The following is a 25,719-nucleotide window of genomic DNA, read 5'->3' as shown; positions in this document are numbered from 1 at the left end:
CTCAGCCGGTGAAGGCCGGACCCACCTCGGGGTACGGGTCCGGCTCCACCGGCGACGCGGGCGGCCGGGCGGCGGGGGAGCGGAGGTAAGTGGCGAACACCGGGAACAGCAGGAGGTAGCCCAGGACGGGCGACAGCAGGCTGTTCACCAGCAAGGGCACGTCCGGGCCGTACTGGTACAGCGTGTCGAAGGCCCACATCGGGACGAACGTGACCAGCACGAACTGGAGCAGCGCGATGCCGAGCAGTCGCAGGGCGGTCCGCCAGTCGCCGAACGCGATCCGGCAGGCGCGGCCCAGACCCCGCCCCTCCAGGAACACCGTCATGGGCAGCGGCAGCCCCAGCATGGCCAGGACCACCACGAGTACCCGCAGTCCCCAGGTCATCGGCGTGGACAGGTCGAAGAGGAACGGTCCGTCGATGAAGAGCATGCCCAGCCGGTAGACCAGCATCACGCTCAGCGGCAGGGACAGGACCGACATCAGCGCGATCCGGAGCGGAGGCAGCCGCAGGGCGGTCAGCGGCCCGACCCCGAGCCCCAGCACCCGCGCCTTCGCACCCGCGAGCGCGGCGGACACCACCAGCGACAGCAGCAGGTTCGCCACCCCGACGACCCGGTAGTCGTGCGGGGCCACCGCGTACACCAGGGCCGTCGCCATGGTGCCGAGGAGCAGCTCCACCAGCACCAGCACGATCAGCTGCCACCAGCAGGCCGCGGCCCGCTCCTTGACGATTCCCCACCACGTGGCCTTCGGAGCGGCCACCTCATCGAACATCACGCGCCGAGGGTAGCGGACGATCCACCGCCCGCCACCCGGATATCCGCAGGCCGTGCAGGTGCTAGGGCAGGTGGACGAGCTGGATCAGGTTGCCGCAGGTGTCGTCGAACACGGCGGTGGTGGCCGGGCCCGCGGTGCGCGGCTCCTGCGTGAAGACCACCCCGCGGGCGCGCAGCCGCTCGTACTCGGCCGGCACGTCGTCCACCGCGAAGGACGTGGCGGGGATGCCGTCCTCGAACAAGGCCCGCTTGTACGGCGGGACGGCCCGGTGGCCGGACGGTTCGAGCAGCAGCTCGGTGCCCTCGGGCTGCTCGGCCGGGACCACCGTCAGCCGGCGCGCCCCGCCCTCGACCCCAGGACCCGCCGCCCACACCCGCCCGGTCGGCACGCCGGGCGGTCGACACAGCGATACAACGACACGGCAATACGTCGACACGGAGGCGTCAGGCTGCGGGAAGGCGCCCCGCGAAGGCGTCGAGGAGCAGGTCGAGCGCCAGCGGGTAGGCGCTGCGCCGCATGTGCGCGGCGAGCAGGTCGGCGGTGGCGGCGATGTGGGGGTGGGTGTCGGCGGGCAGGTCGCGGTAGGCGGTGTCCCAGACGCCCTGGTCGGCGTCCTGGGCGGGGGCGGGCATGGCGAGGGCGGCGGCGTCGAGGACGGCGAAGCCCAGGGCCTGGTCGATGAAGGCGTGGTAGAGCGCGACGGCGTCCTGGCCGGGGAAGCCGGCCTCGCGCAGGATGCCGAGCATGGTCTCGATCGCCCGGATCTCGTGCGCCCGCCCCGTGGTGCGGTACGCGGCGAGGACGGCGGCCTGCGGGTGGGCGCAGGAGCGGGTGTGGATGCGCAGGCCGACCTCGCGCAGGTCGGCCCGCCAGTCGCCGGTCGGCTCCCAGCCCCGCAGCCCCAGGCCGATCAGCTCGTCGGCGACGGCGATCAGCAGCGCGTCGGTGTTGCGGAAGTAGCGGTAGATCGCGCTCGGGTCGGCGCCGAGCGCGAGCCCGAGGCGCCGGACGCTGAAGGCCTGCGCGCCGTGCTGCTCGACCAGGCGCAGCGCGGTGTCGACGATCACCTGCTCGGACAGCACGGTGCCCTGCTTGGTGGGGCGCCGGCGGCGGCGCGCGGTCTCGGGGACGACACGGTCGGTCATGGCCGGTGAGCTTACGACAACAGCATTGACGTGTGAAGGGGCGGCGGGTTTCATGGCGTCCCTGACCCGCGCTCGCGCGGGCCGGACCCCCACCCGGCGCGCCCCGCCCGCGAGGCCCGCCGCTCTCCCCGGAATCCCCGCGCCCTCCGGCGGCGCACCCCATCCGACGCCCCCGCCCGGGGCGTCGCACCCCCACGACCCCCTCGGCGGTGATCCTTTGGCAGCGACGCACAAGGAGCGGGGCCCCGTCCCCGACGGCGGCCCCACCCCCTCCAGCAGCTCCGGCACGACGGCTCCAGCCGCGACGGCTCCGGACGCGATGCGCAAGTCGGTCGGCGTCGGCGCGGTGGTGGTGATCGCCGCGTCCAGCACGGCGGCCACCACCTCGATCGGCATCGGCCTGGGCCTGATGGCCGGCGTGGTCGGCCTGCACCTGCCCGCCATCATGCTGCTGGCCTTCCTGCCGGTCCTCGGCATCGCCTGCGGCTACGGCCGGCTCAACCGGGTCGAACCCGACGCGGGCAGCTCGTACCGCTGGGTCGGCAAGGCCCTCAACCCGTGGCTGGGCTTCCTGACCGGCTGGGTCAACATCGTCACCACCGTCGTCTTCATGGCGTACACCACCACCGTCACCGGCTCGGCGCTGATCCAGCTGGCCGGCCGGGCCGGACTGCACGCGCTGCCCGGCGTCGAGTTGGACCCGGACTCCAGCCTGCAGTGCACGCTGATCGGCATGGCGGTGCTGCTCGCCGCCACCGTGGTCGCCGTCCGCGGCCTCGACCTGGCCGCCCGGCTGCAGAAGTACCTGCTGGTCTTCGAGTACGCGGTGCTGCTCGGGTTCTGCGGCTACGGCCTGTTCGCCGGCGACCAGCCGTTCAGCCTGTCCTGGTACGACCCGTTCGAGATCCCCTCGCTGGGGGAGCTGGCCCAGGGCATGGTGCTGGCGGTGTTCTGCTACTGGGGCTTCGAGTCGGTGTTCAGCGTCGGCGAGGAGGTGCACGACCCGAAGGACACCGGCCGGGGCGGGTTCCGGGCGCTGCTGCTGATGCTCGGGCTGTTCCTGTTCGCCGGCACCGCGTTCCAACGGGTGCTGCCGATCGAGGAGTTGGCCGACAACGGGGCCACCGGCCTGGCCTACTTCGCGGAGAAGCTGGCGAGCCAACCGCTGGCCGCGCTGCCGCTGGTGGCGCTGACCTTCTCGGCGGCGGCCTCGCTGCAGGCCGCGGTCATCCCGACCGCCCGCGGCACCTACGCGATGGGCCGGGACGGCACCCTCGGCCGGGTCTGGACCCGGCTGCACCCGCGCTACCGCACCCCGTCCACCGGCACCTGGCTGATCACCGGCATCGCGCTCGCGCTGGCCGGGCTGTCGCTGGTCATCCCGACCGTCACCGAGCTGATCTCGGCGACCGTCAACGCCATCGGCATCGTCGTCGCGCTCTACTACGCGCTGGTCGCCATCGCCTCCGCGGTGCGCTTCCGGCACCTGCTGCGGGAGAATCCGGCCGAGGGGCTGAAGGCGGTGGTCGCGCCGCTGCTCGGCGGGGTGGTGCTGCTGCTGGTCGGCGGCTACCTCGCCTGGACCTTCTACGACTCCACCGACCACTTCGAACTCGCCGCCGCCAACGGCTGGTTCGAACTCTCGGTGCCGGTCCTGATGATCGGCTCCGGCCTGGCCGCCGCGGCCTGGTCGCGCTGGGGCCGCCGCTCGGCCTACTTCACCGGCGCCACCGACCGCGCCGCCGGAACCGGGCAGCCCGAATCCGCAGCGCTCTGACGATCAGTCAACTCCCGTGCCACACCCAGAAAACGGAGCACCTCCCATGAACCGTGCCGACCTGGTCTTCACCGGCGGGCCGATCCACACCGGCGACGCCGCCCGCACCCGGGCGACCGCGCTGGCCGTCACCGGCGAGCGGATCACCGCGGTCGGCCACGACGAGGTACGGGAGTTGATCGGACCGAACACCGAAGTCGTCGACCTGCACGGCAAGTTGCTGATCGCCGGCTTCCAGGACGCGCACGTGCACGCCGTCTACGGCGGCGTCGAGATGGCCTCCTGCGACCTCACCGGCACCGTCACCCTCGACGACTACCTGGCCCGGATCGCCGAGTACGCCGCCGCCCACCCCGAGAAGGAGTGGATCACCGGCGGCGGCTGGTCGATGGAGAGCTTCGAGGGCGGCCTGCCCACCCGGCAGCTGCTCGACCGGGTGGTCCCCGACCGCCCCGTCCTGCTCGCCAACCGCGACCACCACGGCGCCTGGGCCAACACCCGCGCCCTGGAGGCCGCCGGGCTCACCCGCGACACCCCCGACCCGGCCGACGGCCGGATCGAGCGCGAGCCGGACGGCACCCCCAGCGGCATGCTCCAGGAGGGCGCCATCGGCCTGGTCGGCCGGCACGCCCCCGCCTGCACCCCCGCCGACCGCCGGGCCGGCCTGCTGGCCGCGCAGGAACTGCTGCACTCGCTCGGCATCACCGCCTGGCAGGACGCCCTGCTCGGCGACTTCGGCGGCAACCCCGACCCGTCCGACACCTACCTGGCCGCCGCCCAGGACGGCACCCTGACCGCCCGGGTGGTCGGCGCGCTGTGGTGGGACCGCGAGCGCGGCGCCGAGCAGATCCCCGAACTCGTCGCCCGCCGCGAGAAGTTCACCCACGGCCGGTTCCGGGCCGGCTCGGTCAAGATCATGCAGGACGGCATCGCGGAGAACTTCACCGCCGCGCTCACCGCCCCCTACCTGGACGGCTGCGGCTGCGCCACCGGCAACAGCGGCCTCAGCTTCGTCGACCCGGCCGCCCTCAAGGAGCACGTCACCGCCCTGGACGCGCTCGACTTCCAGGTGCACTTCCACGCCCTCGGCGACCGTGCCGTCCGCGAGGCCCTGGACGCGATCGAGGCCGCGATCACCGCCAACGGCCGGCGCGGCAACCGCCACCACCTCGCCCACCTCCAGGTCGTCCACCCCGACGACCTGGCCCGGTTCGCCGCGCTCGGCGCGGTCGCCAACATCCAGCCGCTCTGGGCCGCCCACGAACCGCAGATGGACGAGCTCACCATCCCCTTCCTCGGCGCCGAACGCGCCACCTGGCAGTACCCGTTCGGCAGCCTGCTGCGCACCGGCGCCACCCTCGCCGCAGGCTCCGACTGGCCGGTCTCCAGCCCCGTCCCGATCGACGGCATCCACGTCGCCGTCAACCGCCGCGAGCCCGGCGCCGGCCCGGACGTCCCGGTGTTCCTGCCCGAGCAGCGCCTCGACCTGGCGACCGCGCTGGCCGCCTACACCTCCGGCGCCGCGCACCTCAACGGCCTCGACGACACCGGCGTGCTGCGGGCCGGAAACCTCGCCGACCTGGTGGTGCTGGACCGCGACCCGTTCGCCGCGCCCGCCGAGGAGATCGCCGAGACCCGGGTGCTGCGCACCTACGTCGGCGGTCGGGCCGTGCACACGGCCGAGTGAGCCCGGACACCCTGTCAGGCCGGGAGGGGGCGGCCTGGCAGGGTGTCCGTTGCCGGGCCCGCCGCAGCCCGGTTAGCGTCCCCGAGCACGCAGCGCCACCCCCTTCGGCCGCCCCCGAACGGCAGCCCCTCGAAGCCCCTCGGAAGCAGGACACATGACCACCGTCAACGGCGGCGTCTCCTTCTGGTACGCGGCCACCGGCCTGCCCGAGCGCGGCGCCCCGCTGGACGGCGACCTCGCCGCGGACGTCTGCGTGGTCGGCGGCGGTTACACCGGACTGTGGACGGCCTACTACCTGAAGCAGGCCGCGCCCGATCTCGAAGTAGCCCTGCTGGAGGCCGAGTTCTGCGGCTACGGGGCCTCGGGCCGGAACGGCGGCTGGCTCTACAACGGCATCGCCGGGCGCGGCCGCTACGCCCGGCTGCACGGCGAGGACGCCGCCCGCCGGCTCCAACTCGCCATGAACGACACGGTGTCGGAGACCCTGCGGGCCGCCGCGGCCGAGGGCATCGACTGCGACGCGCACCGCGGCGGCGTCCTGGAACTCGCCACCACCCCCGCCCAACTCGCCCGCCTGCACGCCAGGTTCGCCCACGAGCAGGCGTTCGGCGTGGACCGGGTGCAGCTGCTGGACGCCGCCGCGGCCGCCGAACGCCTCTACGTGCCGGGCACCCTGGGCGCCACCTGGACGCCGAACGGCGCCCGGGTGCACCCCGCCAAACTCGTCCTCGGCCTGGCCGCCGCCGTCCGCCGGCTCGGCGTCCGGGTCTACGAGTCGACACCCGTCACCGCCATCGCCCCCGGCCGCGCCGTCACCCCGCACGGCACCGTGACGGCCCGCACGGTGCTCCGCTGCACCGAGGGCTTCACCGCCGAACTCGCCGGGCACCGGCGGGACTGGCTGCCGATGAACTCCTCGATGATCGCCACCGAGCCGCTGCCCGCCGAGGTCTGGGAGGCGATCGGCTGGCAGGACCGCGAAGTGCTCGGCGACGAGGCGCACGCCTACATGTACGCCCAGCGCACCGCCGACGACCGGATCGCGCTCGGCGGCCGCGGCCACCCGTACCGGTACGGCTCCCGGATCGACCGGGACGGCGCCACCCCCGCCGGCACGATCGCCCAACTCCGGGAGATCCTGGCCCGGATGTTCCCCGCCGCCGCCGACGCCCGGATCGACCACGCCTGGTCCGGCGTGCTCGGCGTCCCGCGCGACTGGTGCGCCACCGTCGCCCTCGACCCCGCCACCGGCCTCGGCCTGGCCGGCGGCTACGTCGGCAGCGGCGTCGCCACCGCCAACCTGGCCGGCCGCACCCTGCGCGACCTGACGCTCCGTCAACTCGGGCACGGCACAAGCACCGAACTCACCGAACTGCCCTGGGTCGGCCACCGGGTCCGCCGCTGGGAACCCGAACCGGCCCGCTGGCTCGGCGTGCACGGCCTGTACGCCGTCTACCGGCACGCCGACCGCCGCGAACACGCCGCCACCTCCCCGCTCGCCACCCTCGCCGACCGGATCTCCGGCCGCAGCTGACCCCCCCACCCCACCGCCACCACAGCCCCTGCCGCCGACCTCCAGCACGGCCACGGCCTCCACCACCGTCCCGGCCTCCACCACCGTCACGGCCTCCGGCTACCGCCACGGCCTGCCGCCGATGGACCGGATCTCCGGCCCCGGCCGAGCCGCTCTGTCCCGGCCTTCGGCTCTGTCCCGGCCTCCGGCTACCGCCACGGCCCGGAGGCCGCCACCTGCCTTCGCTCACCGCCCGGCCCGCCGGAGCCCCCCGCGACCGGCCCGCGCCCGCCCCGCGACCGGCCCGTGCCCGCCCTGCTGCGGGTCCCCGGTCGGCGGTCGGGGAAACCCTTCGCACACCTGTCGCACGGACGTGATAGGAATCTCCGTCCGGGGGTCGCCGCGCACGCGCCCCCACCGCACCACCAGGCACTTCGGAGGGGACCCAGGGATGGGACTGTTCGCACGGCTGCTCGGCCGCCGCGAGACCGGCGGGACCGGGGGAACCGGCGAGGCCGCCGACGGCGGGGGTACCCCCACCGTCGACCCGGCGTTCGGCGACGCCGACCTGGCCCGGCTGCGCTCCTTCGCCGGGGTCGGCGCCTGGCCCGCCGCCCGCGCCGTCCTCGACACCGCCGCCGACCAGGACGACCTGACCCTGATGGTCTCCGTCCTCGCCGACGTCACCGGCGCCGAGGTCGCGGTCGGCCGGGCCCTCGACGAGACCCCCGACGACCCGCTGCTGCGCCTGGTTCAGGGCGCCCGGCACGTCAGCTGGGCCTGGGAGGCCCGCACCGGCGCCCGGGCCCAGTACGTCGGCGAGGACCAGTGGAAGCTCTTCCACCAACGCCTGGAGAGCGCCGAGGAGCACCTCTACCGGGCCGCCGAACTCGACCCCGAACTGCTCGGCCCCTGGTACTTCCTGCAGATCAGCGGCCGCGGCGCCTCCCTCGACCAGGTCGCCGCCCGGCACCGCTTCGAGGCCGCGCTGCGCCGCCGCCCCGGCCACGTCGCCTCGCACCGCCAGCGCCTCCAGCAGCTCTGCGAGAAGTGGTCCGGCTCGCACGAGCAGATGCACTCCTTCGCCCGCCGCAGCATGCTCGCCGCCCCCGAGGGCAGCCCGCTCGGCCAGCTCGTCGCCCGCGCCCACCTCGAACACTGGCTGTCGCTGCCCGCCGGCGAGGACGCCGCCTACATCGGCCGCCCGCAGGTCCGTGAAGAGCTGCACGAGGCCGCCGACCGCTCGGTCCGGCACCCCGACTACGTGCGCGGCCGGGACTGGCCGGTCGCCCACAACGAGTTCGCGATGGCCTTCGCGCTCGCCGGGCAGCCCGCCGCCGCCCACCTGCTGTTCACCGAGATCGGCGACCTGGTCACCGAACTGCCCTGGGCGTACTGGGGCGACCCGGTGGAGACGTTCCTGCGCACCCGCAAGCAGAGCGCCCGCCACTGACGGCCCCGCCGCCCCGCCCGCACCCGACCGAACCAGCCGAAGGACCCGCCCCGGTGACCCCGAACGACCCCAGCGCGCACACCTTCCAGGTCGACCTGCGCGGCCTGGTCGACCTGCTCTCCCACCACCTGTACTCCAGCCCCCGGGTCTACCTGCGCGAGCTGCTGCAGAACGCGGTCGACGCGCTCACCGCCCGCCGGCAGCTCGACCCGGACGCGCCCGCCGCGATCACCGTCACCACCGGTGAGGTCTTCTCGGTCGCCGACACCGGCGTCGGCCTCACCGAGGCCGACGTGCACACCTTCCTCGCCACCATCGGCCGCAGCTCCAAGCGGACCGCCGACGGCGCCCTGGACGCCGGACAACTCGCCGACGCCCGCAGCGAGTTCATCGGCCAGTTCGGCATCGGCCTGCTCGCCTGCTTCGTGGTCGCCGACGAGATCACCGTCACCACCCGCTCCGCCCGCACCCCCGACGCCCCGGTGGTCGAGTGGCGCGGCCGCTCCGACGGCCGCTACACCATCACCACCCTGCCCGCCGACGCCCGCCCCGAGCCCGGCACCACCGTCACCCTCACCCCGCGCCCCGACGCCGCCGAGTGGACCTCCCCGCGCCGCGTCCTCGAACTCGCCCGCCACTACGGCAGCCTGCTGCGCCACCCCGTCACCGTGGTCGACGCCGCCGGGCACGGGACGCGGATCAACCGCACCCCCGCGCCCTGGGCCGAGCGGTACGCCACCCCGGCGGCCCGCCGCGAGGCGCTCACCGCGCACTGCCGCGACACCTTCGACTTCACCCCGCTCGACACCATCGACCTCGACCTGCCGCTGGTCGGCCTCAGCGGCGTCGCCCACGTGCTGCCCGACGCCGTCCCGCCGTCCCGCCGGGCCGGGCACCGGGTCCACCTCAAGGGCATGCTGCTCTCCGACCAGGCCGACGAACTGCTCCCCGAATGGGCCTTCTTCGTCCGCTGCGTGGTGGACGCCGAACGCCTGCGCCCCACCGCCTCCCGCGAGGCGCTGTACGCCGACGAGACCCTCGCCGCCGTCCGGGACGCCCTCGGCCTGCGCATCCGCGACTGGCTCACCGGCCTGTCCGCCAGCGACCCGGCGCTGCTGCACCGCTTCCTGTCGGTCCACCACCTCGCCGTCAAGTCGCTGGCCCGGCACGACGACCAGCTGCTGCGGATGCTGCTGCCCTGGCTGCCGTTCGAGACCACTGACGGCGACGTCACCCTCGACGAGTTCGTCCGCGCCCACCCCGTCGTGCTGGTCACCCGCACCGTCGAGGAGTTCCGCCAGGTCGCCCCGATCGCCGGCGCCGCCGGACTCGGCGTCGTCAACGGCGGCTACACCTACGACCGCGACCTGGTCCACCGGCTGCCCGAGATCCGCCCCGGCACCACCGTCGCCGACCTCGACCCGGCCACCGTCACCGCCCACCTCGACAACGTCGACCCGGCCACCGAACTCGCCGCCGCCGCCTTCCTCGCCGTCGCCCGGCAGACCCTCGGCCGGTTCGACTGCGACGTGGCACTGCGCACCTTCCACCCCAGCAGCGCCCCCGCCCTGCTGCTCGACGACCGGGAAGCCCGGCACGAACGCACTCGCACCCAACTCGCCGACCAGGCAGACGGGTTGTGGGCCGACATCCTCGGCTCGCTGGCCAGTTCCGCGCCCCGCGCCCAGCTCGTCCTCAACCACCTCAACCCGCTGGTGCGCCGGGCCGCCGCGATCCGCGACCACGACCTCGCCACCACCACGGTCGAAGCCCTCTACGGGCAGGCCCTGCTGCTCACCCGGCGCCCGCTGAAGGCCAGCGAGTCCGCGCTGCTGAACCGCTCCTTCCTGGCCCTGCTCGACCACGCCGTGCTCGGCCACGAGCCCGCCGGGCCGACCCCGCCCGCCGCGCAGAACCCGCCCGCCACGCCGCACCAGGAGTCGTGATGCTGGACACCCCCGACGCCGTCCGGGCCGCCCTGCGCGCCAACGACGAACAGCCGCACGGCCGCCCGCGCACCGTCACCGCCGAGGAACTCGTCGACGCCGCCGAGCAGTTCGACGACCCCGAGCTGCTGGCCGTCGCCCTGCTCGAACTCACCGAGGCCTACGAGTACGACGCCGAACGGCGCAAGCTCCCGGTGGTGTTCGCCCGGATCGCCCGGCTCCGCACCGAGCACCCCGACGCCTTCGAGGGCTGGGCCGACCACGCCACCGACTGGCGCTACAAGTGGGTCGCCGCCGCGCTGCTCGCCGTCCCCGAGGTGCCGCTCGACGCCGTCCGCCGCTGGCACGGCGAACTGCGCACGCACTACCTCGCCCGCGGCCACGACCTGCAGCCCTACTACGCCCGGCAGTACCAGCTCGCCGCGCACACCGGCCGGGGCGTCCAGGACGCCTTCGAGCTCTGGGCGACCCGTTGGCGCTCCCGCTACAGCGACTGCCACGCCTGCGAACTGCGCCACCAGGCCCAGCACTTCGTCGCCCTGGGCGACGACGAGCGGGCCCTGGCGATCTGGGCCCCGGTGTTCTCCGGCGAGCGGTCCTGCGCCGAGGAACCGCACACCAGCCGCGCCCTCGCCCTGCTGCCGCTGCTGCGCACCGGCCGGACCGACGAGGCGCGCTCCGCCCACCTGGCCGGGTACCGCTGGGCCCGCGGCCGCTCCGCGGCGGCCGAATCCGTCGGCCTGCACGTGGAGTTCTGCGCGCTGACCGGCAACGAGCCGCGCGGCCTGGAGATCCTGGCCGAGAACCGCGACCTGTTCGCCCAGCACGGCGACCCGCTGGCCCGGCTGCACTTCCTGACCGGCGTCCAGCGGCTGCTGGCCCGGCTGGTCGAGACCGGCCACCCGGAACTCCCGGTGGCCGGCCCGCCCGGCGCCACCTGGACGGCCGCCGGACTGCTGGCCGAACTCGACCGCGAGGGAGCGGACCTGGCGGCCCGCTTCGACGCCCGCAACGGCACCCCGGCGGTCGGCGAGGCCCGCCGCGCCCGGCTGGCCCGCACCCCGCTGACCGCCGAACCGCTCCCGCTCGGCCTGCGCGCCGCCGGACCGGCCCCCGCGCCCGTCCCCGCGCCCGGGCCTGCCCCCGCAGTTCCGGAGGGGCCCGCCGACCTGGCCGAACTCATCGCCCGGGCCCGCGAGTTGAGCATCACCAGCCACCCCGGGGCACTCCAGCAGTGGAACCGGATCGGCGCCCTGATCGACGCCCCCGGCTACCGGCACCCCGACGACGCCGAGCAGTCCGGCCTCGGCCCGCTGGCCCGGGTCCGGGCCGAACTCGCCCTGGAGCGCGCCTTCGACGAACGGCTCTCCGCCGCCGAGTCCACCGCCCACTACACCGCGGCCGCCGAACTGTTCGAGCAGGCCGGGCTGACCGCCCGCGCCCTCGGCTGCCGGGCCCGGCTGGCCGGCCCCGACGGCGACCGGCCGGGCGATCTCGCCACCATCCTCGAACTCCGCTCCCGAATAGCGGAGTTGGCGGCCGCCGACGCCCCGTTCGGCGGCCGCGAGCTGGTCGCCGTGCTGCAGCTCCAGGCCAACACCGAACTGCGCGCCGTCTTCGAGGCCGCCGCCGCGGCCGGTCCCGACGGCCCCGGCCCCGACCCGGAGGCGCTCGCCGCCGCCGAGGCCACCCTCGAACTGCTGCACGCCGAGGCCGCCCGGCAGGGCCTCCCGCACCGCCAGGCCAACGCCCGCCTGCTGGGCGCCCGGGCCCGCTTCCTGGTCGGCCGCCACCAGGAGGACGGCGCCGCCTTCGCCGACGCCGACCGGCTGATCACCGAGGCCGAGCAGCTGCTCGAACGGGCCGACGCCCCCTGGCGGCTCGCCCAGGTCCACGGCCAGCGCGCCGAACTCGCCCTGTACCGGGACGACCTGGCCGCCGCCCAGGAGCAGTTCCAGCAGGCCGCCGGGATCGCCGCCCGCTACGGCGACCGCTCCGGCGGCGCCGCCCGGGTGCACGACGGCCTCGGCCGCACCTACCTCGCCCTCGGCCGACCGGCCGAAGCGGTCAAGGCGTTCACCGAGTCCGCGGCCCGCTACGACCGCCTCGGCGAGGCCGGGGACGCGGCCTCCGCCCGGATCATGCTCGGACAGGTGCTGTGCGGCGCCGACCGCCCCGAGGACGGCGTCGCCGTGCTCGAAGCCGTGCTGCTGGAACCGGCGTTCGCCGAACTCGACGTCCGCGAGCGGGCCCAGGCCCGGCTGGTGCTGGCCCGCGGCCTGCGCCGGATCGGCGAACCCCGGGCCGCCGCCGAGGAGTACCTGCTGCTCGCCGACCAGGTCGCCGACTTCGAGGACCGCCACATCCACACCATGGTCGCCGCCGAGGCCGCCCTCGCCCTCGCGGTCGCCGACCAGTGGCCCGCCGCCGACCTCGCCCGGGAGCGCGCCCTCGCCAGCCACCGCACCGCCCCGTTCCCCGGCGCCGTCTTCGACATGCTGCTGCGCCAGGCCCGGCACCTCGCCGACGGCAACGGCCCCGACCGCCCCGACGCGGGCGAACGGGCGCTGGCCCGGCTGGACGAGGCCGCCGAGGTGGCGCGCACCGCCGCGGCCGAGAACCAGGACTTCGACGACTACGGCTGCCCCGACGGCACCCTGCACGACACCCGGGCCCGCACCCTGAGCAGCCTGGGCCGGGACGAGGAGGCGCTGGCCGAGATGGAGCTCGCCATCGAGGCGTTCGCCGCCCTGGGCGCCGACGCCTTCGGCGGCCGGGCCGAGTCGATCCGGGTCGCCGCCGTCCTGGAGGCCGACCGGCTCGACCGCACTCCCGCCGCGCTGGCCCGACTGGACGCCGCCATCGCGCTGTTCCGCACCGCCGACGCCCCCGAGGCCGCCGAGCCGCTCACCGAACTCCGCGACCGCCTGGCCCGCCGCTGACCCACCCCCCGCAAGCACCGACGGCCCGCCGGGAAGTTCCCGACGGGCCGTCAACTCTCTTTCCTTGCAGGCTACTTGTTCAGCACCGAAGCCTCGAAGGCGCGGAAGGCGCCCTCCTGCTTCCACTCCAGCGCCGCCTTCGGGCTGGCCGCCAGCAGCGCCGCGCACTTCGGCGTCGGGTTCGCCGACCCGATCGCCCGGCCCTGGCACTCCGGCACCGGCCGGAAGCCGTCGCGGTCCCGCCACAGGCTACGGCCGGAGACGAAGCCGTACTCCAGCGAGTTGCGCGCCAGGTCCTTCAGGTCGGTGTAGCTCAGGCCGTACGTCCGCGCGGCCCGCACGTACTCGTGGGTGATGTCGATCCGCTCCACGCCCGGGTCGTCGGTGGCCAGCGCGGTCGGCACCCCGTACTTCCGGTACAGCGGGAACGGGTGCTGCTGCCCCTCGACCTGGAGGATCTGCGCGTTGGAGGTCAGCGGCACCTCGACCAGCACCTTGCGCTCGGCCAGGGTACGCAGCAGGTCGGCCGCGTCGTCCTCGTGGGCGACGTCCACGCCGTGGCCGATCCGCTCGGCCTGGCCGGTCAGCACGGCCTGCCGGATGTGGAAGGTCAGGTCCTCCGGCTTCACCAGGCCGGGCACCAACTCACCCGCGTGCAGGCTGATGTGGGCCTTCGGGTAGAGCGGGTGCAGGAACTGCAGCATCTGCATTTCCAGCTGGTAGTTGTCCAGCGAGGACTGGTAGTCCTCCGGCTGCACCAGGTTGACCGAGACGAACCGCTCGTCCTGGGTGGCGAGTTCCATGCCGATCAGCAGCTGGGCGAACACCCGGGCCGGGGTGGACGCCCGGGAGGCCTGGGACTGGATGCGCACCGTCACCGCGCAGCCCGGCCGGGCCTGCGCGGTGCCGCACTGCTCGGTGGCCCGGTACTCGTCCATCGCCCGGTCCAGGTCGGCGCGGGCACTGTCCACCAGGGTCTGCAACTGCCCGTCGGCGAGCAGCTTCTGCCGCAGCGCCGCCAGGTCCGGGTCGAAGCCGACCTTGGCGGCCAGCGCGGCGACCCCGCCGGAGGCCGGGGTGAGCATGGTCTCCAGGTAGCTCTGGTGCTGGGCCGCCATGGTGTCGGTGATCTCGGCGATCATCGTGCCGGGGTGGCGCCAGCTGGCCTCGCCGAACTTGCCGAAGGTGGCGAAGAAGTGATCGTGGCCGGACTCCGCGCCCGGGGTGAAGTCCTGCATCGACCAGGCCCGGATCACCTGGGTGCGGAACTCGCCGTCCGGCAGCGCGTCCTGGGCCGGGCGGGCGGTGCCCTGGCAGGGACCGGTGGCCGAGACGAAGGTCACCGAGTCGATGCACAGGCCGTCCTGCGCGGCGAGCCGGACCAGCAGCTCGGTGCTGACCGCGCCGGACAGGTGGTTGTGCAGGTCGCCGCCCTTGGGCATGGCACGCAGGAAGGCGTCCAGCCGGGCCGGGTCCCGGCGGATCCCGTCCAGCAGGCCGTTGACGGCCGCCTCGGTCGGACGGGGCCCGGCGGCGGCCGGGTCGGCGGCCTGGGCGGCGGGTGCGAGCGGCAGCAGCAGGGCGGCGCAGGCGACGAGGGCGGCCGAGGTGGTGCGGCGGAGGGACGTCATGGCCCCCATGCTGACGGCCCGTCAGATTCCTGTCCGGCGAACACCCCGGTGTCGTGCGCACATCATCCGAAAGGGTGTCTCCCTCGGGAGACACCCTTTCGAACGGTCGAATCGTGTTATCGGCGAGCGGAGTTGGCGCGGGTGCGGGCGGCCTTGACCGCCTCGGCCTTGGCCGCCGCGTCCTTCACCCGCTGGGCCTCCTTGCGGACCTCCGCCTGCAGCGTCCGCTCGCGCTGCAGCCACTCCGGGTTCTCCTCGCGCAGGGCGTCGATCTGCTCGGAGGTGAGCGCCTCGGTGACGCCCGCGCGGTTCAGGCCGGTCACCGACACACCGAGGCGGTTGGCCACCACCTGGCGCGGGTGCGGGCCGTTGCGGCGCAGGTCGGCGAGCCACTGCGGCGGCTCGCTCTGCAGGGCGTTGAGCTCGTCGCGGGTGACGACGCCCGCCTGGAACTCGGCGGGAGTCGCCGCCAGGTAGATCCCCAGCTTCTTCGCCGCCGTGGCGGGCTTCATGGTCTGGGAGGTCTTGGGCTTGGGCGTAGTCATGCCTCCAAGGGTATAGGCCCCGGCACGCGGGCCTCGCGCACCGGCCTCGCGCACCGGCCCTGGTCACGGTGGGTAGCCTTGGGGGGTGACCGAGATCGAGCAGCCCGCCGCCGCCCCGTTCCGCCTGGTGTACGTGCCGGGGGTGACGCCCACCAAGTGGCTGCGGGTGTGGGAGGAGCGCCTGCCGGACGTCCGGCTGGAGCTGCTGCAGTCCGAGCAGTCCGCGGGGCATGCCCTGCTGCTCGCCGGCGGGGCCGAGGCCGGGCTGGTCCGGCTGCCGGTGGACCGGACGGTGCTGAGCGCGATCCCGCTGTACACCGAGACCACGGTGGTGGTCTTCCCCAAGGACCACTGGCTGGCCGCCGCCGAGGAGGTCACGGCCGCCGACCTCGCCGAGGAGATCGTCTTCCACCCGCAGGACGACGTGCTGGACTGGCCGGACGGGCTGCCCGGCCGCCCCGCCCTCGAACGCCCGGCGACCACCGCCGACGCGATCGAGCTGGTCGCGGCGAACGTCGGCGTGCTGCTGGTCCCGCAGTCGCTGGCCCGGCTGCACCACCGCCGCGACCTGACCTACCGCACCCTGCTGGAGGCCCCGCAGTCGCAGGTCGCGCTGGCCTGGCCGGAGGAGGCCACCACCGACCTGGTGGAGGAGTTCATCGGCATCGTCCGGGGCCGCACCGCCAACAGCTCGCGCGGCCGGACGGCCGCCGCCGAGCAGCAGCGCGCCCCGAAGCAGCCCCCCGCCCGCAAGCCCAGGACCCCGCAGGGCCAGGGCCAGGGCCAGGGCCAGAAGCCGAAGCCCGCCCGGCGCGGCGGCAGCACCGGCGGCGGCACCGCGGGCCGCGCCGCCCAGGCCAAGCGGCGCGGCAAGCGCTGAAGCCCGTTCCGGAAGTCCCTCGTTCCGGAAGTCCCTTGTTCCGGAAGTCCCCGGGCAGGTCATTTCTCCGTTCACCGAGCGATCGGGCGTCCCCGCGCCTGCGACGCCCCTGTTCGTCGGAGCCCGCACTCCACCGCGTGACGCCCGCGATGGTCGGCCCTGCCGAACTCCGGTGGCCGGCGCCCGCGGGGGCCACGCTTCTTCCGGTCGGCGATCCGGTCGCCGGGGGTGCCCGGTCCGGTCCCGCAGTCGGAAAACCGTGCGGATGGGGACGGGCGGGTGTGCCAGGATCGGCCGCCATGGACACCACGGACACCACGGAGAGCTGGGACGGCCTGTCCGTCACCGAGCAGGTGCTGGTGCGCCGCGCCGTCGACGGCACGAGCCCGCGCGGCAGCGCGGCGCACGTCGGCGCCGTGCTGCGCTGGGCGGGTTCGCCCGAGGTGCCCCGGCGGCGCAACGCCTCGCCCGCGGAGGAGATGGCGCGGGTGCCGGAGCTGGCCGCGGCGACGCACCGCCTGGTCGCGGGCGGTTGGCTGACCCTTCGCCGGGCGTTGAGCACCGCCTTCGTCCAGGAGGACGGTCCGGCGGTCACCGGCCCCGAGCTGGCGCGGCTGCTCGCCGAACCGGAGACCTGGCTGCTGCCGCGGCGCGACCGGAACGACCTGCCCGTCCTGTCGCTGCGGGCCACCGGGGAGGGGCGCCGCCGCTGGGAGGCCCGGGCGTACGCACCGGACGCCGCGCCGACCATCCACCAGCTGGACCTCACCCCGGACGAGGACCGGATCCGGGTGTGTGCCCTGGAGGCGAGCGGCTGGCTGACCGGCCCGTTCGGGGTCCTTGCCGATCTGCCGGCCGCACTGGAGGGCCAGGAGCTGCGGGCGTACGTGGCGGCGGACCTCGCGCCGCTGCTCCGGTTCGTCCGCGAAGGCATGATCGAGGTGCTGCACGTCGCGGAGCCGGACGCCGAGGCCACCGTCGTCCCCCTGGCCGACCTGCTGGACGCCTTCGCCGACCGGGAGCTGCGCTGCGACGACCGCGACGACTGGGGCATCGGGTTCACCTGCGTCCTGACCCAGTCGTCGGCGAACGCGCTCCGCTAGGGCCCCGGGCCGGAGCCCGGGAAGGACACCGAAGTCGAGCGGCCGGAGCCACCTGACGACCGGTCGAGATCGCTGCGGACAAGGCCGTCCGCTTCCGCCGCCTGACGGGCCGTCCGCCGACGTCCCGTCACATCCCGTTCGGCGCACCGTCGGCGCAGCGCCCCCCGGTGTTCCCGCGGTCGGCGCGGTCCGGCGACCATGATGGTCGACGGACCATCTTGCCGACCGACCGAGGAGAGTGGCCACCATGGTGCACGAACGCGCCGGACAGCCCGCCCAGCCGCAGGACCTGATCGACGTCGCGCAGTTGGTGACGGCGTACTACACGCTGCACCCCGACCCGGCGGACGTGGCCCAGCGGGTGGCGTTCGGCACTTCCGGGCACCGGGGCTCGGCGCTGCGGACGGCGTTCAACGAGGACCACATCGCAGCCACCGCGCAGGCGATCTGCGACTACCGGGCCGAACAGGGCACCACGGGGCCGCTGTTCCTCGGCATCGACACCCACGCGCTGTCCGAGCCGGCCCGGGCGACCACCCTGGAGGTGCTGGCCGCGAACGGCGTCACCGTGCTGCTCGACACCGCCGACGGGTACACCCCGACCCCGGCGGTCTCGCACGCGATCCTCGCCCACAACCGGACCCGCCCGGCCGCGCTCGCCGACGGCATCGTGGTCACCCCGTCGCACAACCCGCCCGCCGACGGCGGCTTCAAGTACAACCCGCCGCACGGCGGCCCCGCCGACTCCACCGCCACCGGCTGGATCGAGCGCCGCGCCAACGAGCTGCTCGCCGCCGACCTGAAGGGCGTCCGGCGGATTCCGTACGCCCGGGCGCTGGCCGCCGACACCACCGGCCGCTACGACTTCCTCGGCGCCTACGTCGACGACCTGCCGGCCGTCCTGGACCTGGACGCGGTCCGCGCCGCGGGCGTCCGGATCGGCGCCGACCCGCTCGGCGGCGCCTCCGTCGCCTACTGGGGCCGGATCGCCGAGACCCACCGCCTCGACCTGACCGTGGTCAACCCGCTCACCGACCCCACCTGGCGGTTCATGACCCTGGACTGGGACGGGAAGATCCGGATGGACTGCTCCTCCCCGTACGCGATGGCCTCGCTGATCGGGCAGCGCGACGCCTACACCCTGGCCACCGGCAACGACGCGGACGCCGACCGGCACGGCATCGTCACCCCCGACGGCGGGCTGATGAACCCCAACCACTACCTGGCCGTCGCCATCGACTACCTGTACCGGCACCGCACGGACTGGCCGGCCGGCGCCGCGGTCGGCAAGACCCTGGTGTCCTCCTCGATGATCGACCGGGTGGCGGCCGCGCTCGGCCGCGAGCTGCTCGAAGTCCCGGTCGGCTTCAAGTGGTTCGTCGACGGGCTGCTGAACGGGACGGTCGCCTTCGGCGGCGAGGAGTCCGCCGGGGCGTCCTTCCTGCGGCGCGACGGCTCGCCGTGGAGCACCGACAAGGACGGCATCCTGCTGGCGCTGCTCGCCTCCGAGATCACCGCCGTCACCGGCAGCACCCCGTCCGCGCGCTACCGCGAGCTGACCGCCGCGCACGGCGACCCCGTCTACGCCCGGGTCGACGCCCCCGCCGACCGCGCCCAGAAGGCCGCCCTCGCCGCCCTCGACGCCGACCGGGTCACCGCCGACAGCCTGGCCGGCGAGCCGATCACCGCCGTCCTCACCCACGCCCCGGGCAACGGCGCCGCCATCGGCGGCCTCAAGGTCACCACCGCCAACGCCTGGTTCGCGGCCCGCCCCTCCGGCACCGAGGACGTCTACAAGATCTACGCCGAGAGCTTCCTCGGCGCCGACCACCTCGCCCAGGTCCAGTCCGAGGCCCGCGCCCTGGTCACCGACGCCCTCGCCGAGGCGTAGGCGGGCCCCTCCGGGCCGCTCCGCACCGGGGGTGCCGTCCCGCCCCCGGTGCGGCTCCGGTCGCTCTCGGCGCGGCTCCGGTCGCCCCTACCTGTTGCATTGTGGTGCCAAATGTTCGAAGATGTTTGATGTGTCGGCTCGCCCTGCGCCCGGGCCGCGATTCGAACCCCTGAGGAGTGCCGCCGTGCACAAGACGGTGACCAAGCTGGCCGACGGCCGGGAACTGGTCTACTACGACATCGAGCCCGCGGACCGCGCCGCCGTCGACCGGCGCCCGCTCGACCCGGCCGCCGGCGCGTCGGAGATCCGGGTCGACCCGTTCACCGGCGACGCCGTCACCATCGCCGCGCACCGCCAGGGGCGGACGTACCACCCGCCGGCCGACGAGTGCCCGCTCTGCCCCTCGCGGGGCGACCGGCTGAGCGAGATCCCGGCCGAGGACTACCAGGTGGCGGTGTTCGAGAACCGCTTCCCGTCGCTCGCCTCCTCCTCCGCCGCACACGTCGCCGCGTGGTCCGACGGCCCGTACGCGCTGACGCCCGGCACCGGCCGCTGCGAGGTGGTCTGCTTCACCTCCGACCACGGCGCCTCCTTCGTCGACCTCACCGAGGAGCGCGCCCGCCTGGTCCTGGACGCCTGGACCGACCGCACCGCCGAGCTGTACGCCCGACCGGACGTCCGGCAGGTGTACTGCTTCGAGAACCGCGGCGCCGAGATCGGCGTCACCCTCGGCCACCCGCACGGCCAGATCTACGCCTTCCCGGTCACCACCCCGCGCACCGCGCAGGCCCTCGACCGGGTCGCCGCCCACCTCCGCGCCACCGGGCGCAACCTGTACGACGACGTGCTGGCCGCCGAGCGCGCCAGCGTCGGCGCCGCGGACTCCCGGGTGGTGCTGGCCGGCGAGCACTGGACGGCGTTCGTGCCGTTCGCCGCCCGCTGGCCCTACGAGGTGCACCTCTACCCGAACCGCCGGGTCGCCGACCTGACCGCCCTGGACGCGGCCGCCCGCGCCGAGTTCCCCCGGCTCTACCTCGACCTGCTGCGCCGCTTCGACCGGCTGTTCCCCGAACCGGCCCCCTACATCGCCGCCTGGCACCAGGCCCCGCGCCCCGCCGAGGCCGAACTCGCCCTCCACCTGGAGCTGTTCACCATCCGCCGGACCGCCGGCAAGCTCAAGTACCTGGCCGGCACCGAGTCCGGCATGGGCGCCTTCATGAACGACATCCGCCCCGAGGCCGCCGCCCGCACCCTCCGCGAGCTCTGACCCCGCCCCGCCCCAGGGCCCGCCCACGCACCCCGCGCGGGCGGGCCCTGCCGCGTCCGGCCGTTTCCGCCGGTGGAACGCCGACGACCCACCCCGGGAGGGGGCGGGTCGTCCTGGTCCGTCCGTTCGTCCGGGGTCGTCCCCGGTGTCAGCTCACCCGGTGCGCGCCCTGGGACGGGGTGGCGGTGAAGGTCTGCGGGGCGCCGAAGCCGGCCTCGGCGAAGGCGGCGTGGACGGCGCGCTCGACGGTGTCCAGCAAGGCGGTGTCGACCAGGGCGAGGACGGAGCCGCCGAAGCCGCCGCCCATCATCCGGGCGCCCAGCGCGCCCGCCGCGTTGGCGGCGGACACCGCCAGGTCGGTCTCCGGGCAGGAGACCCGGTAGTCGTCGCGGAGCGAGGCGTGCCCGGCGGTGAGGATCGGGCCGAGCGCGCGCGGCTCGCCCGCGTCGAGGGCCGCGACGGTGTCCAGCACCCGCTGGTCCTCGGTCACCACGTGGCGCAGCAGCGGCCGCAGCTCGGCGGGCAACTGCGCCTCGGCGGTGCCCAGTTCGGCGATCGTGATGTCGCGCAGCGCCGGCACGCCGAGCAGCGCGGCGGCCCGCTCGCAGCCCGCCCGCAGCCCGGCGTAGGCGCCGTCGCCGAGGTCGTGCTTGACCTTGGTGTCGATCACCAGCAGGGTCAGGCCGACGGCGGGCAGGTCGAGCGGGACCTGACGGCCGGTCAGCGTGCGGGTGTCCAGGAAGTGGGCGTGCCCGGCGACGCAGCAGCTGGACGCCATCTGGTCGAGGGCGCCGCACGGGACCCCGACGAAGGCGTTCTCGGCGCGCTGGGCGATCAGCGCCCGGCCGGGGGCGTCCAGGCCGAGGCCGAACAGGTCGTCCAGGGCGATCGCGGTGGCGCACTCCAGGGTGGCCGAGGAGGACAGGCCGGCGCCGGTCGGGACGTCCGAGCAGAACGCCAGGTCGGCGCCGCCCAGGGCGTGCCCGGCCTCGATCAGCGCCCAGAACACACCGGCGGGGTAGGCGGCCCAGCCCGGCACCGAGCCGGGGGCGAGGGCGTCCAGTGCCAGCTCGGTGACCTCGCCGTCGCCCTGGGCGCTGAACAGGCGGACCACGCCGTCCGCGCGGCGCCGGGCGGCGACCGTGGTGGTGTGCGGGAGGGCGGCCGGCAGGACGTAGCCCTCGTTGTAGTCGGTGTGCTCGCCGATCAGGTTGATCCGGCCGGGCGCGGCCCACACGCCGTCGGGGGAGCCGCCGTAGCGGGCGGTGAAGGCGGTGGCGGTAGCGGTGGTCATCGGGCACTCCAGCGGGGGCGTTCACGGACGGGGCGGGCAGCGGTCCTCTATCAAACACATTCAAACACACAGCACCACAGCCCAACAGGGGTGAGCCTTCGGGAGGCGGCCCCTTCCCACTATGCTGACCATCCCGACACGCCCCAGCGGAGGACGAGGCCCCAGTGACCGACAGCGGACTGCTCGCCGACCAGCGGCGGGCCCTGATCCTCGACCTGGTGCGCCGCGACGGGGCGGTCAAGGTCGCCGAACTCGTCGACCAGCTCGGCGTGTCCGACATGACCGTCCGCCGCGACCTCGACGCGCTCTCCCGGGCCGGCAGCGTCCGCAAGGTCTACGGCGGCGCGGTCGCCCGCACCGCCACCGCCGAGGAACCCGCCTTCGAGGCCAAGTCCGGGCTGGAGGCCGACACCAAGGCCGCGCTCGCCGAGGCCGCCGCCGCCCAGGTCCAGCCCGGCAGCGTGGTCGCCGTCTCGGCCGGCACCACCGCGTACGCGGTCGCCGCCCGCCTGCTCGACGTCCCGGGCCTCACCGTGGTCACCAACTCCCTCCCGGTCGCCGAACTCGTCCGCGCCCGGGGCGGTGAGAAGGGGCCCGCGCTGCTGCTCACCGGCGGCGCGCCGACCCGCTCCGCCGCGCTGGTCGGGCCGCTCGCCGACCAGTCGATCCGCTCGCTCCACGTCGACCTGCTGATCATCGGCGCCCACGGCGTCAGCGAACGGGCCGGCCTCACCACCCCCAACCTCGCCGAGGCCGAGACCAACCGCGCCCTGATCGCCTCCGCCCACCGCACCGTCGCCGTCGCCGACCACACCAAGTGGGGCGTCGTCGGCCTCAGCAGCTTCGCCGCCCTCACCGACGTCGACTGCTTCATCACCGACCACGGCATCCCCGACCCGGCCCGCACCGCCCTCGCCGAATCCTGCGGCGACCTCCTCGTCGTCTGAGCCCGCGCGGCCCGACCCGACCCGTGCCTGTCCCCGATCCCGCCACCGATCCCGCCCTGGAACGCCTGCACGTGGCCTGGGGCCGCTTCGACCTCGCGCTCCGCGACCGCGAAGGCTTCGACCCCGCGCTCTTCGCCGACCTCACGAGCGCGTTGCGCCACTGCGCCGGGGTCTGGACCGCACCGGACACCGTCCCGCGTGCCGGGGGCGCGCTGCTGATCGACCTGTTCGTCGCCGCCGACGCCAACGCCCACTGCTACCAGGGCGCCGAGGCCGACCGCGTCCGGGACGCGGCCTACCTGCTCCACGAGCTGGCCACCGCCTGCCTCGCCCCGCCCGCCCGACGCGGTCTTCGTGCCGGACCGGACGGGCGCCCATCCCGGCGCGCTGCCCCCGCTACCCGCCCCCGCCCCCTCCGCGAGCCGGACGCCGGGCCCCGCCCCGTCGACGGGCGCGCCGACCGCGACGGCCGGCGCCGCACCCAGGAGCACCGCGCCCCCGGCCGCGCCCTCGACCTCCGCCGCCCGCCCGACCGCGACAGCGGCCGCGGGCGACAGTCGGGGCTACAGCGCCCGGATCGCCGCCGTGCTGCGCCGCGCCACCACCGCCGCGCCCCCGGTCACCCACCTGCTGCGGGTCGGCGGCCTCACCGTCGACACCCGCCGCCGCGAAGCCACCCTCGACGGGGCCCCGCTCGACCTCACCCGCCGCGAGTTCGACCTCCTCGCCCACCTCGCCGCCCGCCCCGGCACCGTCATCACCCGCAAACAGCTCCTCGCCGAGGTCTGGCAGGACAGCTACGGCAGCGTCCAGACCATCGACGTCCACCTCTCCTGGCTCCGCCGCAAACTCGGCGAAACCCCCACCGCCCCCCCGCTACCTCCACACCGTCCGGGGCGTCGGCTTCCGCCTCGAACCCCCACCGGACGCCCCCTGACGCCAGGTTGCTTCGCCCCGGGCGCGGGACCGGTGACGTCGGCTGCCGCCGCGCCGTCCCGCCGGAGGCGGACCGGCCCGGGCCCCGAGCCCCGGCGGGGAGTACGGTGTCGCCCCCGCCGGACGTCGGTTGACGCTCTTGGGCTCCTGGGGTCCGCTGACGCTCCGCCGGCCTGCCGGCGACGGGTCGGTCCGCCCTGCGGAGGCAGGCGCCTTTCGGGCCTCGTCGGGACGGCGCGGTTTCCGTTGCGGAGCCTCGCCGGAGACGGCCGGTGATCGGTTGCCCCGGTTCGGGCGCGAGGCCGGTGGCCTCGGCTGCCGCGGCAGGGCCCCGCCGGACGCCGTCCGATGCCCCACCGACCCGCCGGGCCCGGTGGGGAGTGTCGGTGTCGGCCTCTGCCGTGGAGCCCCTGCCGGGGGCGGGTCGGGTCGGGGCTCCGAGGCCCGGCGGGGGGCGATTGACGAGGCGTCAGTTCCGTTCGGCCGGGCGGGCCGTGGCGGCGACCGCGAGGAGGGTGGCGCCGCAGGCCGCGGCGAGGAGCCAGCCCGGGTGGGTGGCGTGGGCGAGGTGGGCGGGGGTGCGGCCGGTGACGAGAGCGCCGGCCAGGGCGATGCCGACGGCGGCGCCGAGTTGGCGGGCGGTGGACGTGACGGCGCCCGCGAGGCCGGCCCGGTCGCGGGGGAGGGTCCCGACCGCCGTGTGGGTGAGCGGGGCGTTGGCGAAGCCGATCCCGGTGCCGATCAGCAGGTAGGCGACGAGCAACAGCGGCAGCGGCGTCCGGTCGTCCAACCCGGTCAGCAGCAGGGAGCCCGCGATCAGTGCGGCGGCGGCGGCCAGCAGCGGGCGGCGCGCCCCGTGACGACCCGTCAGGGAGCCCGCCAGCGGTGCGCAGACGGTGGCCGCGACCGCCATCGGCAGGGTGGTGGCCCCGGCCGCCAGCGCGGACAGGCCGCGCACCTGCTGCAGGTAGTAGGTGTTCAGCAGCAGCGTCAGGTTCAGCGCGACGAAGACGGCCACCGCCCCGAGCACGGCCGCGCCGAAGGACGGGCGGCGGAACAGCGAGAGGTCGATCAGCGGTGCGGGCCGGCGCCGCTCGACGGCGGCGAACGCGACGGCCGTCGCCGCGACCAGCGCGCAGCCGCCCAGCACGGCCGGCGAGGTCCAGCCCAGGTGCGGGCCCTCGATCAGGACTGCGACGGCCAGGCCGACCAGCAGCGACAGCAGCACCTGCCCGGGCAGGTCCAGCGGGCGCGGCCGGACGGCCCGGGACTCCGGGACCAGCCGGTGGACGAGCAGCAGCGCCAGGACGACCACCGGGGCGTTGATCCAGAACAGCGCCCGCCAGTCGAGCCCGGCCAGCAGTGCCCCGCCGGTCAGCGGGCCCGCCGCCATGCTGAGGCCGAACACCGCGGCCCAGACGCCGATCGCCCGGGCCCGCTCCCGGGCGTCCGGCATCGCGGCGACCACGATCGCCAGCGCCACGGGGCTGAGCATCGACACCCCGACGCCCTGCACGGCCCGGGCCGCGACCAGCGCCCCGACCGAGGGGGCGGCGGCGCACGCCAGCGAGGCCGCCCCGAAGACCACCAGGCCGATCCGGAACACCCGGCGCCGCCCGAACCGGTCGGCCAGCGCCCCGGAGGTGGTCAACAGCCCGGCCAGCACCACGGTGTAGGCGTCGACCACCCACTCCAGGGCCCGGGTGTCGGCCCGCAGCCCGCCGCCGATCGCGGGCAGGCCGACGTTGACCACGGTGGTGTCCAGCCCCACCAGGAACAGGCTCAGGGCACAGACCGCCACCACGGCCCACCGCCGCCGGGCACTCCCGGGCACGGGTGGGACGTTGACAGTGGAACGGGGGACGGTCGTGGCCATGGGCGACACCTCGCGGCGGAGCAGGGGGAGTTGACGCCCGGAGCGTCCCCCGCGCTGCCCCGGGCCGCCCACCGTTTTTGCGAGGACCGCAAAAAACCGGCGCACAAT

Annotated in this window: 18 protein-coding genes and 1 pseudogene; 12 read left to right on the top strand and 7 right to left on the bottom strand. The window is 75.3% G+C overall.

All coding sequences use genetic code 11. From position 1 onward, the window contains the following. Position 1 precedes the first annotated feature (1 nt). The 3 genes from ACIOHG_RS02385 to ACIOHG_RS02375 form a co-directional block, all read right to left on the bottom strand. Entirely contained in the window at positions 2-778 is a 777-nt protein-coding gene (locus ACIOHG_RS02385; protein ID WP_400944380.1) for a hypothetical protein, read from the bottom strand. Positions 779-839: 61 nt separating this feature from the next. Next, the gene (locus ACIOHG_RS02380; protein WP_400944378.1) at positions 840-1,166 is read right to left on the bottom strand and encodes a VOC family protein; all 327 of its coding nucleotides are present in this window, start codon (positions 1,164-1,166) and stop codon (positions 840-842) included. Positions 1,167-1,221: 55 nt separating this feature from the next. Beyond that, positions 1,222-1,923: a helix-turn-helix domain-containing protein gene (locus ACIOHG_RS02375; RefSeq protein WP_400944376.1), complete on the bottom strand. Its 702-nt coding sequence runs from the start codon at positions 1,921-1,923 to the stop codon at positions 1,222-1,224. A 217-nt stretch (positions 1,924-2,140) separates the two neighbouring features. On the opposite strand from ACIOHG_RS02375, the gene ACIOHG_RS02370 reads away from it, so the two are divergent. From ACIOHG_RS02370 to ACIOHG_RS02345, 6 genes are all read left to right on the top strand, one after another. Next, positions 2,141-3,700, top strand: coding sequence for an APC family permease (locus tag ACIOHG_RS02370; RefSeq protein ID WP_400944374.1), 1,560 nt, complete (start codon positions 2,141-2,143; stop codon positions 3,698-3,700). A gap of 46 nt (positions 3,701-3,746) precedes the next feature. After that, positions 3,747-5,387 carry an amidohydrolase gene (locus ACIOHG_RS02365; protein WP_400944372.1) on the top strand — a complete coding sequence of 547 codons (1,641 nt, stop codon included), beginning with the start codon at positions 3,747-3,749 and terminating at the stop codon, positions 5,385-5,387. A 154-nt stretch (positions 5,388-5,541) separates the two neighbouring features. Continuing rightward, a complete protein-coding gene (locus ACIOHG_RS02360; protein WP_400944370.1) occupies positions 5,542-6,921 on the top strand; it encodes an NAD(P)/FAD-dependent oxidoreductase in 1,380 nt (459 codons plus the stop codon). A 430-nt stretch (positions 6,922-7,351) separates the two neighbouring features. Further along, positions 7,352-8,353 carry a hypothetical protein gene (locus ACIOHG_RS02355; protein ID WP_400944368.1) on the top strand — a complete coding sequence of 334 codons (1,002 nt, stop codon included), beginning with the start codon at positions 7,352-7,354 and terminating at the stop codon, positions 8,351-8,353. Between the two features lie 53 nt (positions 8,354-8,406). After that, a complete protein-coding gene (locus tag ACIOHG_RS02350; RefSeq protein WP_400944366.1) occupies positions 8,407-10,299 on the top strand; it encodes an HSP90 family protein in 1,893 nt (630 codons plus the stop codon). Continuing rightward, on the top strand, positions 10,299-13,241 hold the full coding sequence (locus ACIOHG_RS02345; protein ID WP_400944364.1) for a tetratricopeptide repeat protein: 2,943 nt from the start codon (positions 10,299-10,301) through the stop codon (positions 13,239-13,241). Before ACIOHG_RS02350 ends, ACIOHG_RS02345 begins: the two co-directional genes overlap by 1 nt. Positions 13,242-13,312: 71 nt before the next feature. Here the strand turns inward: ACIOHG_RS02345 and ACIOHG_RS02340 are convergent, their stop codons facing one another. Then, positions 13,313-14,881 carry an adenosine deaminase gene (locus ACIOHG_RS02340; RefSeq protein ID WP_400944362.1) on the bottom strand — a complete coding sequence of 523 codons (1,569 nt, stop codon included), beginning with the start codon at positions 14,879-14,881 and terminating at the stop codon, positions 13,313-13,315. A 107-nt stretch (positions 14,882-14,988) separates the two neighbouring features. After that, positions 14,989-15,417, bottom strand: a complete 429-nt coding sequence (locus ACIOHG_RS02335; RefSeq protein ID WP_400944360.1) for a DUF5997 family protein — start codon at positions 15,415-15,417, stop codon at positions 14,989-14,991. 85 nt (positions 15,418-15,502) lie between these two features. Between ACIOHG_RS02335 and ACIOHG_RS02330 the strand changes: the two genes are divergently transcribed. The 4 genes from ACIOHG_RS02330 (at position 15,503) to galT (ending at position 20,558) form a co-directional block, all read left to right on the top strand. Then, entirely contained in the window at positions 15,503-16,297 is a 795-nt protein-coding gene (locus tag ACIOHG_RS02330) for a LysR family substrate-binding domain-containing protein (protein ID WP_400944358.1), read from the top strand. 299 nt (positions 16,298-16,596) lie between these two features. Continuing rightward, positions 16,597-17,400 carry a hypothetical protein gene (locus ACIOHG_RS02325; protein ID WP_400944356.1) on the top strand — a complete coding sequence of 268 codons (804 nt, stop codon included), beginning with the start codon at positions 16,597-16,599 and terminating at the stop codon, positions 17,398-17,400. Between the two features lie 247 nt (positions 17,401-17,647). Next, the gene (gene pgm, locus ACIOHG_RS02320; RefSeq protein ID WP_400944354.1) at positions 17,648-19,291 is read left to right on the top strand and encodes a phosphoglucomutase (alpha-D-glucose-1,6-bisphosphate-dependent); all 1,644 of its coding nucleotides are present in this window, start codon (positions 17,648-17,650) and stop codon (positions 19,289-19,291) included. A gap of 184 nt (positions 19,292-19,475) precedes the next feature. After that, complete coding sequence (gene galT, locus ACIOHG_RS02315; protein WP_400944352.1) at positions 19,476-20,558, top strand: galactose-1-phosphate uridylyltransferase; 1,083 nt, start codon at positions 19,476-19,478, stop codon at positions 20,556-20,558. Positions 20,559-20,706: 148 nt separating this feature from the next. On the opposite strand, the gene galK is transcribed toward galT, so the two are convergent. Beyond that, positions 20,707-21,852 carry a galactokinase gene (galK, locus tag ACIOHG_RS02310; RefSeq protein ID WP_400944350.1) on the bottom strand — a complete coding sequence of 382 codons (1,146 nt, stop codon included), beginning with the start codon at positions 21,850-21,852 and terminating at the stop codon, positions 20,707-20,709. Between the two features lie 164 nt (positions 21,853-22,016). On the opposite strand from galK, the gene ACIOHG_RS02305 reads away from it, so the two are divergent. Next, positions 22,017-22,799: a DeoR/GlpR family DNA-binding transcription regulator gene (locus ACIOHG_RS02305; protein ID WP_400944348.1), complete on the top strand. Its 783-nt coding sequence runs from the start codon at positions 22,017-22,019 to the stop codon at positions 22,797-22,799. Between the two features lie 567 nt (positions 22,800-23,366). Further along, a pseudogene (locus tag ACIOHG_RS02300) lies at positions 23,367-23,736 on the top strand (winged helix-turn-helix domain-containing protein); the annotation flags it as partial. A gap of 468 nt (positions 23,737-24,204) precedes the next feature. On the opposite strand, the gene ACIOHG_RS02295 reads toward ACIOHG_RS02300, so the two are convergent. Next, complete coding sequence (locus tag ACIOHG_RS02295) at positions 24,205-25,611, bottom strand: MFS transporter (protein WP_400944346.1); 1,407 nt, start codon at positions 25,609-25,611, stop codon at positions 24,205-24,207. Between the last annotated feature and the right edge of the window lie 108 nt (positions 25,612-25,719).

Origin of the sequence: Kitasatospora sp. NPDC088134 (assembly GCF_044741705.1) — a bacterium.
GTDB lineage: Bacteria > Actinomycetota > Actinomycetes > Streptomycetales > Streptomycetaceae > Kitasatospora.
The sequence above is the reverse complement of the archived record's forward strand: the minus strand, read 5'-3'. Positions and strand labels throughout refer to the sequence as shown.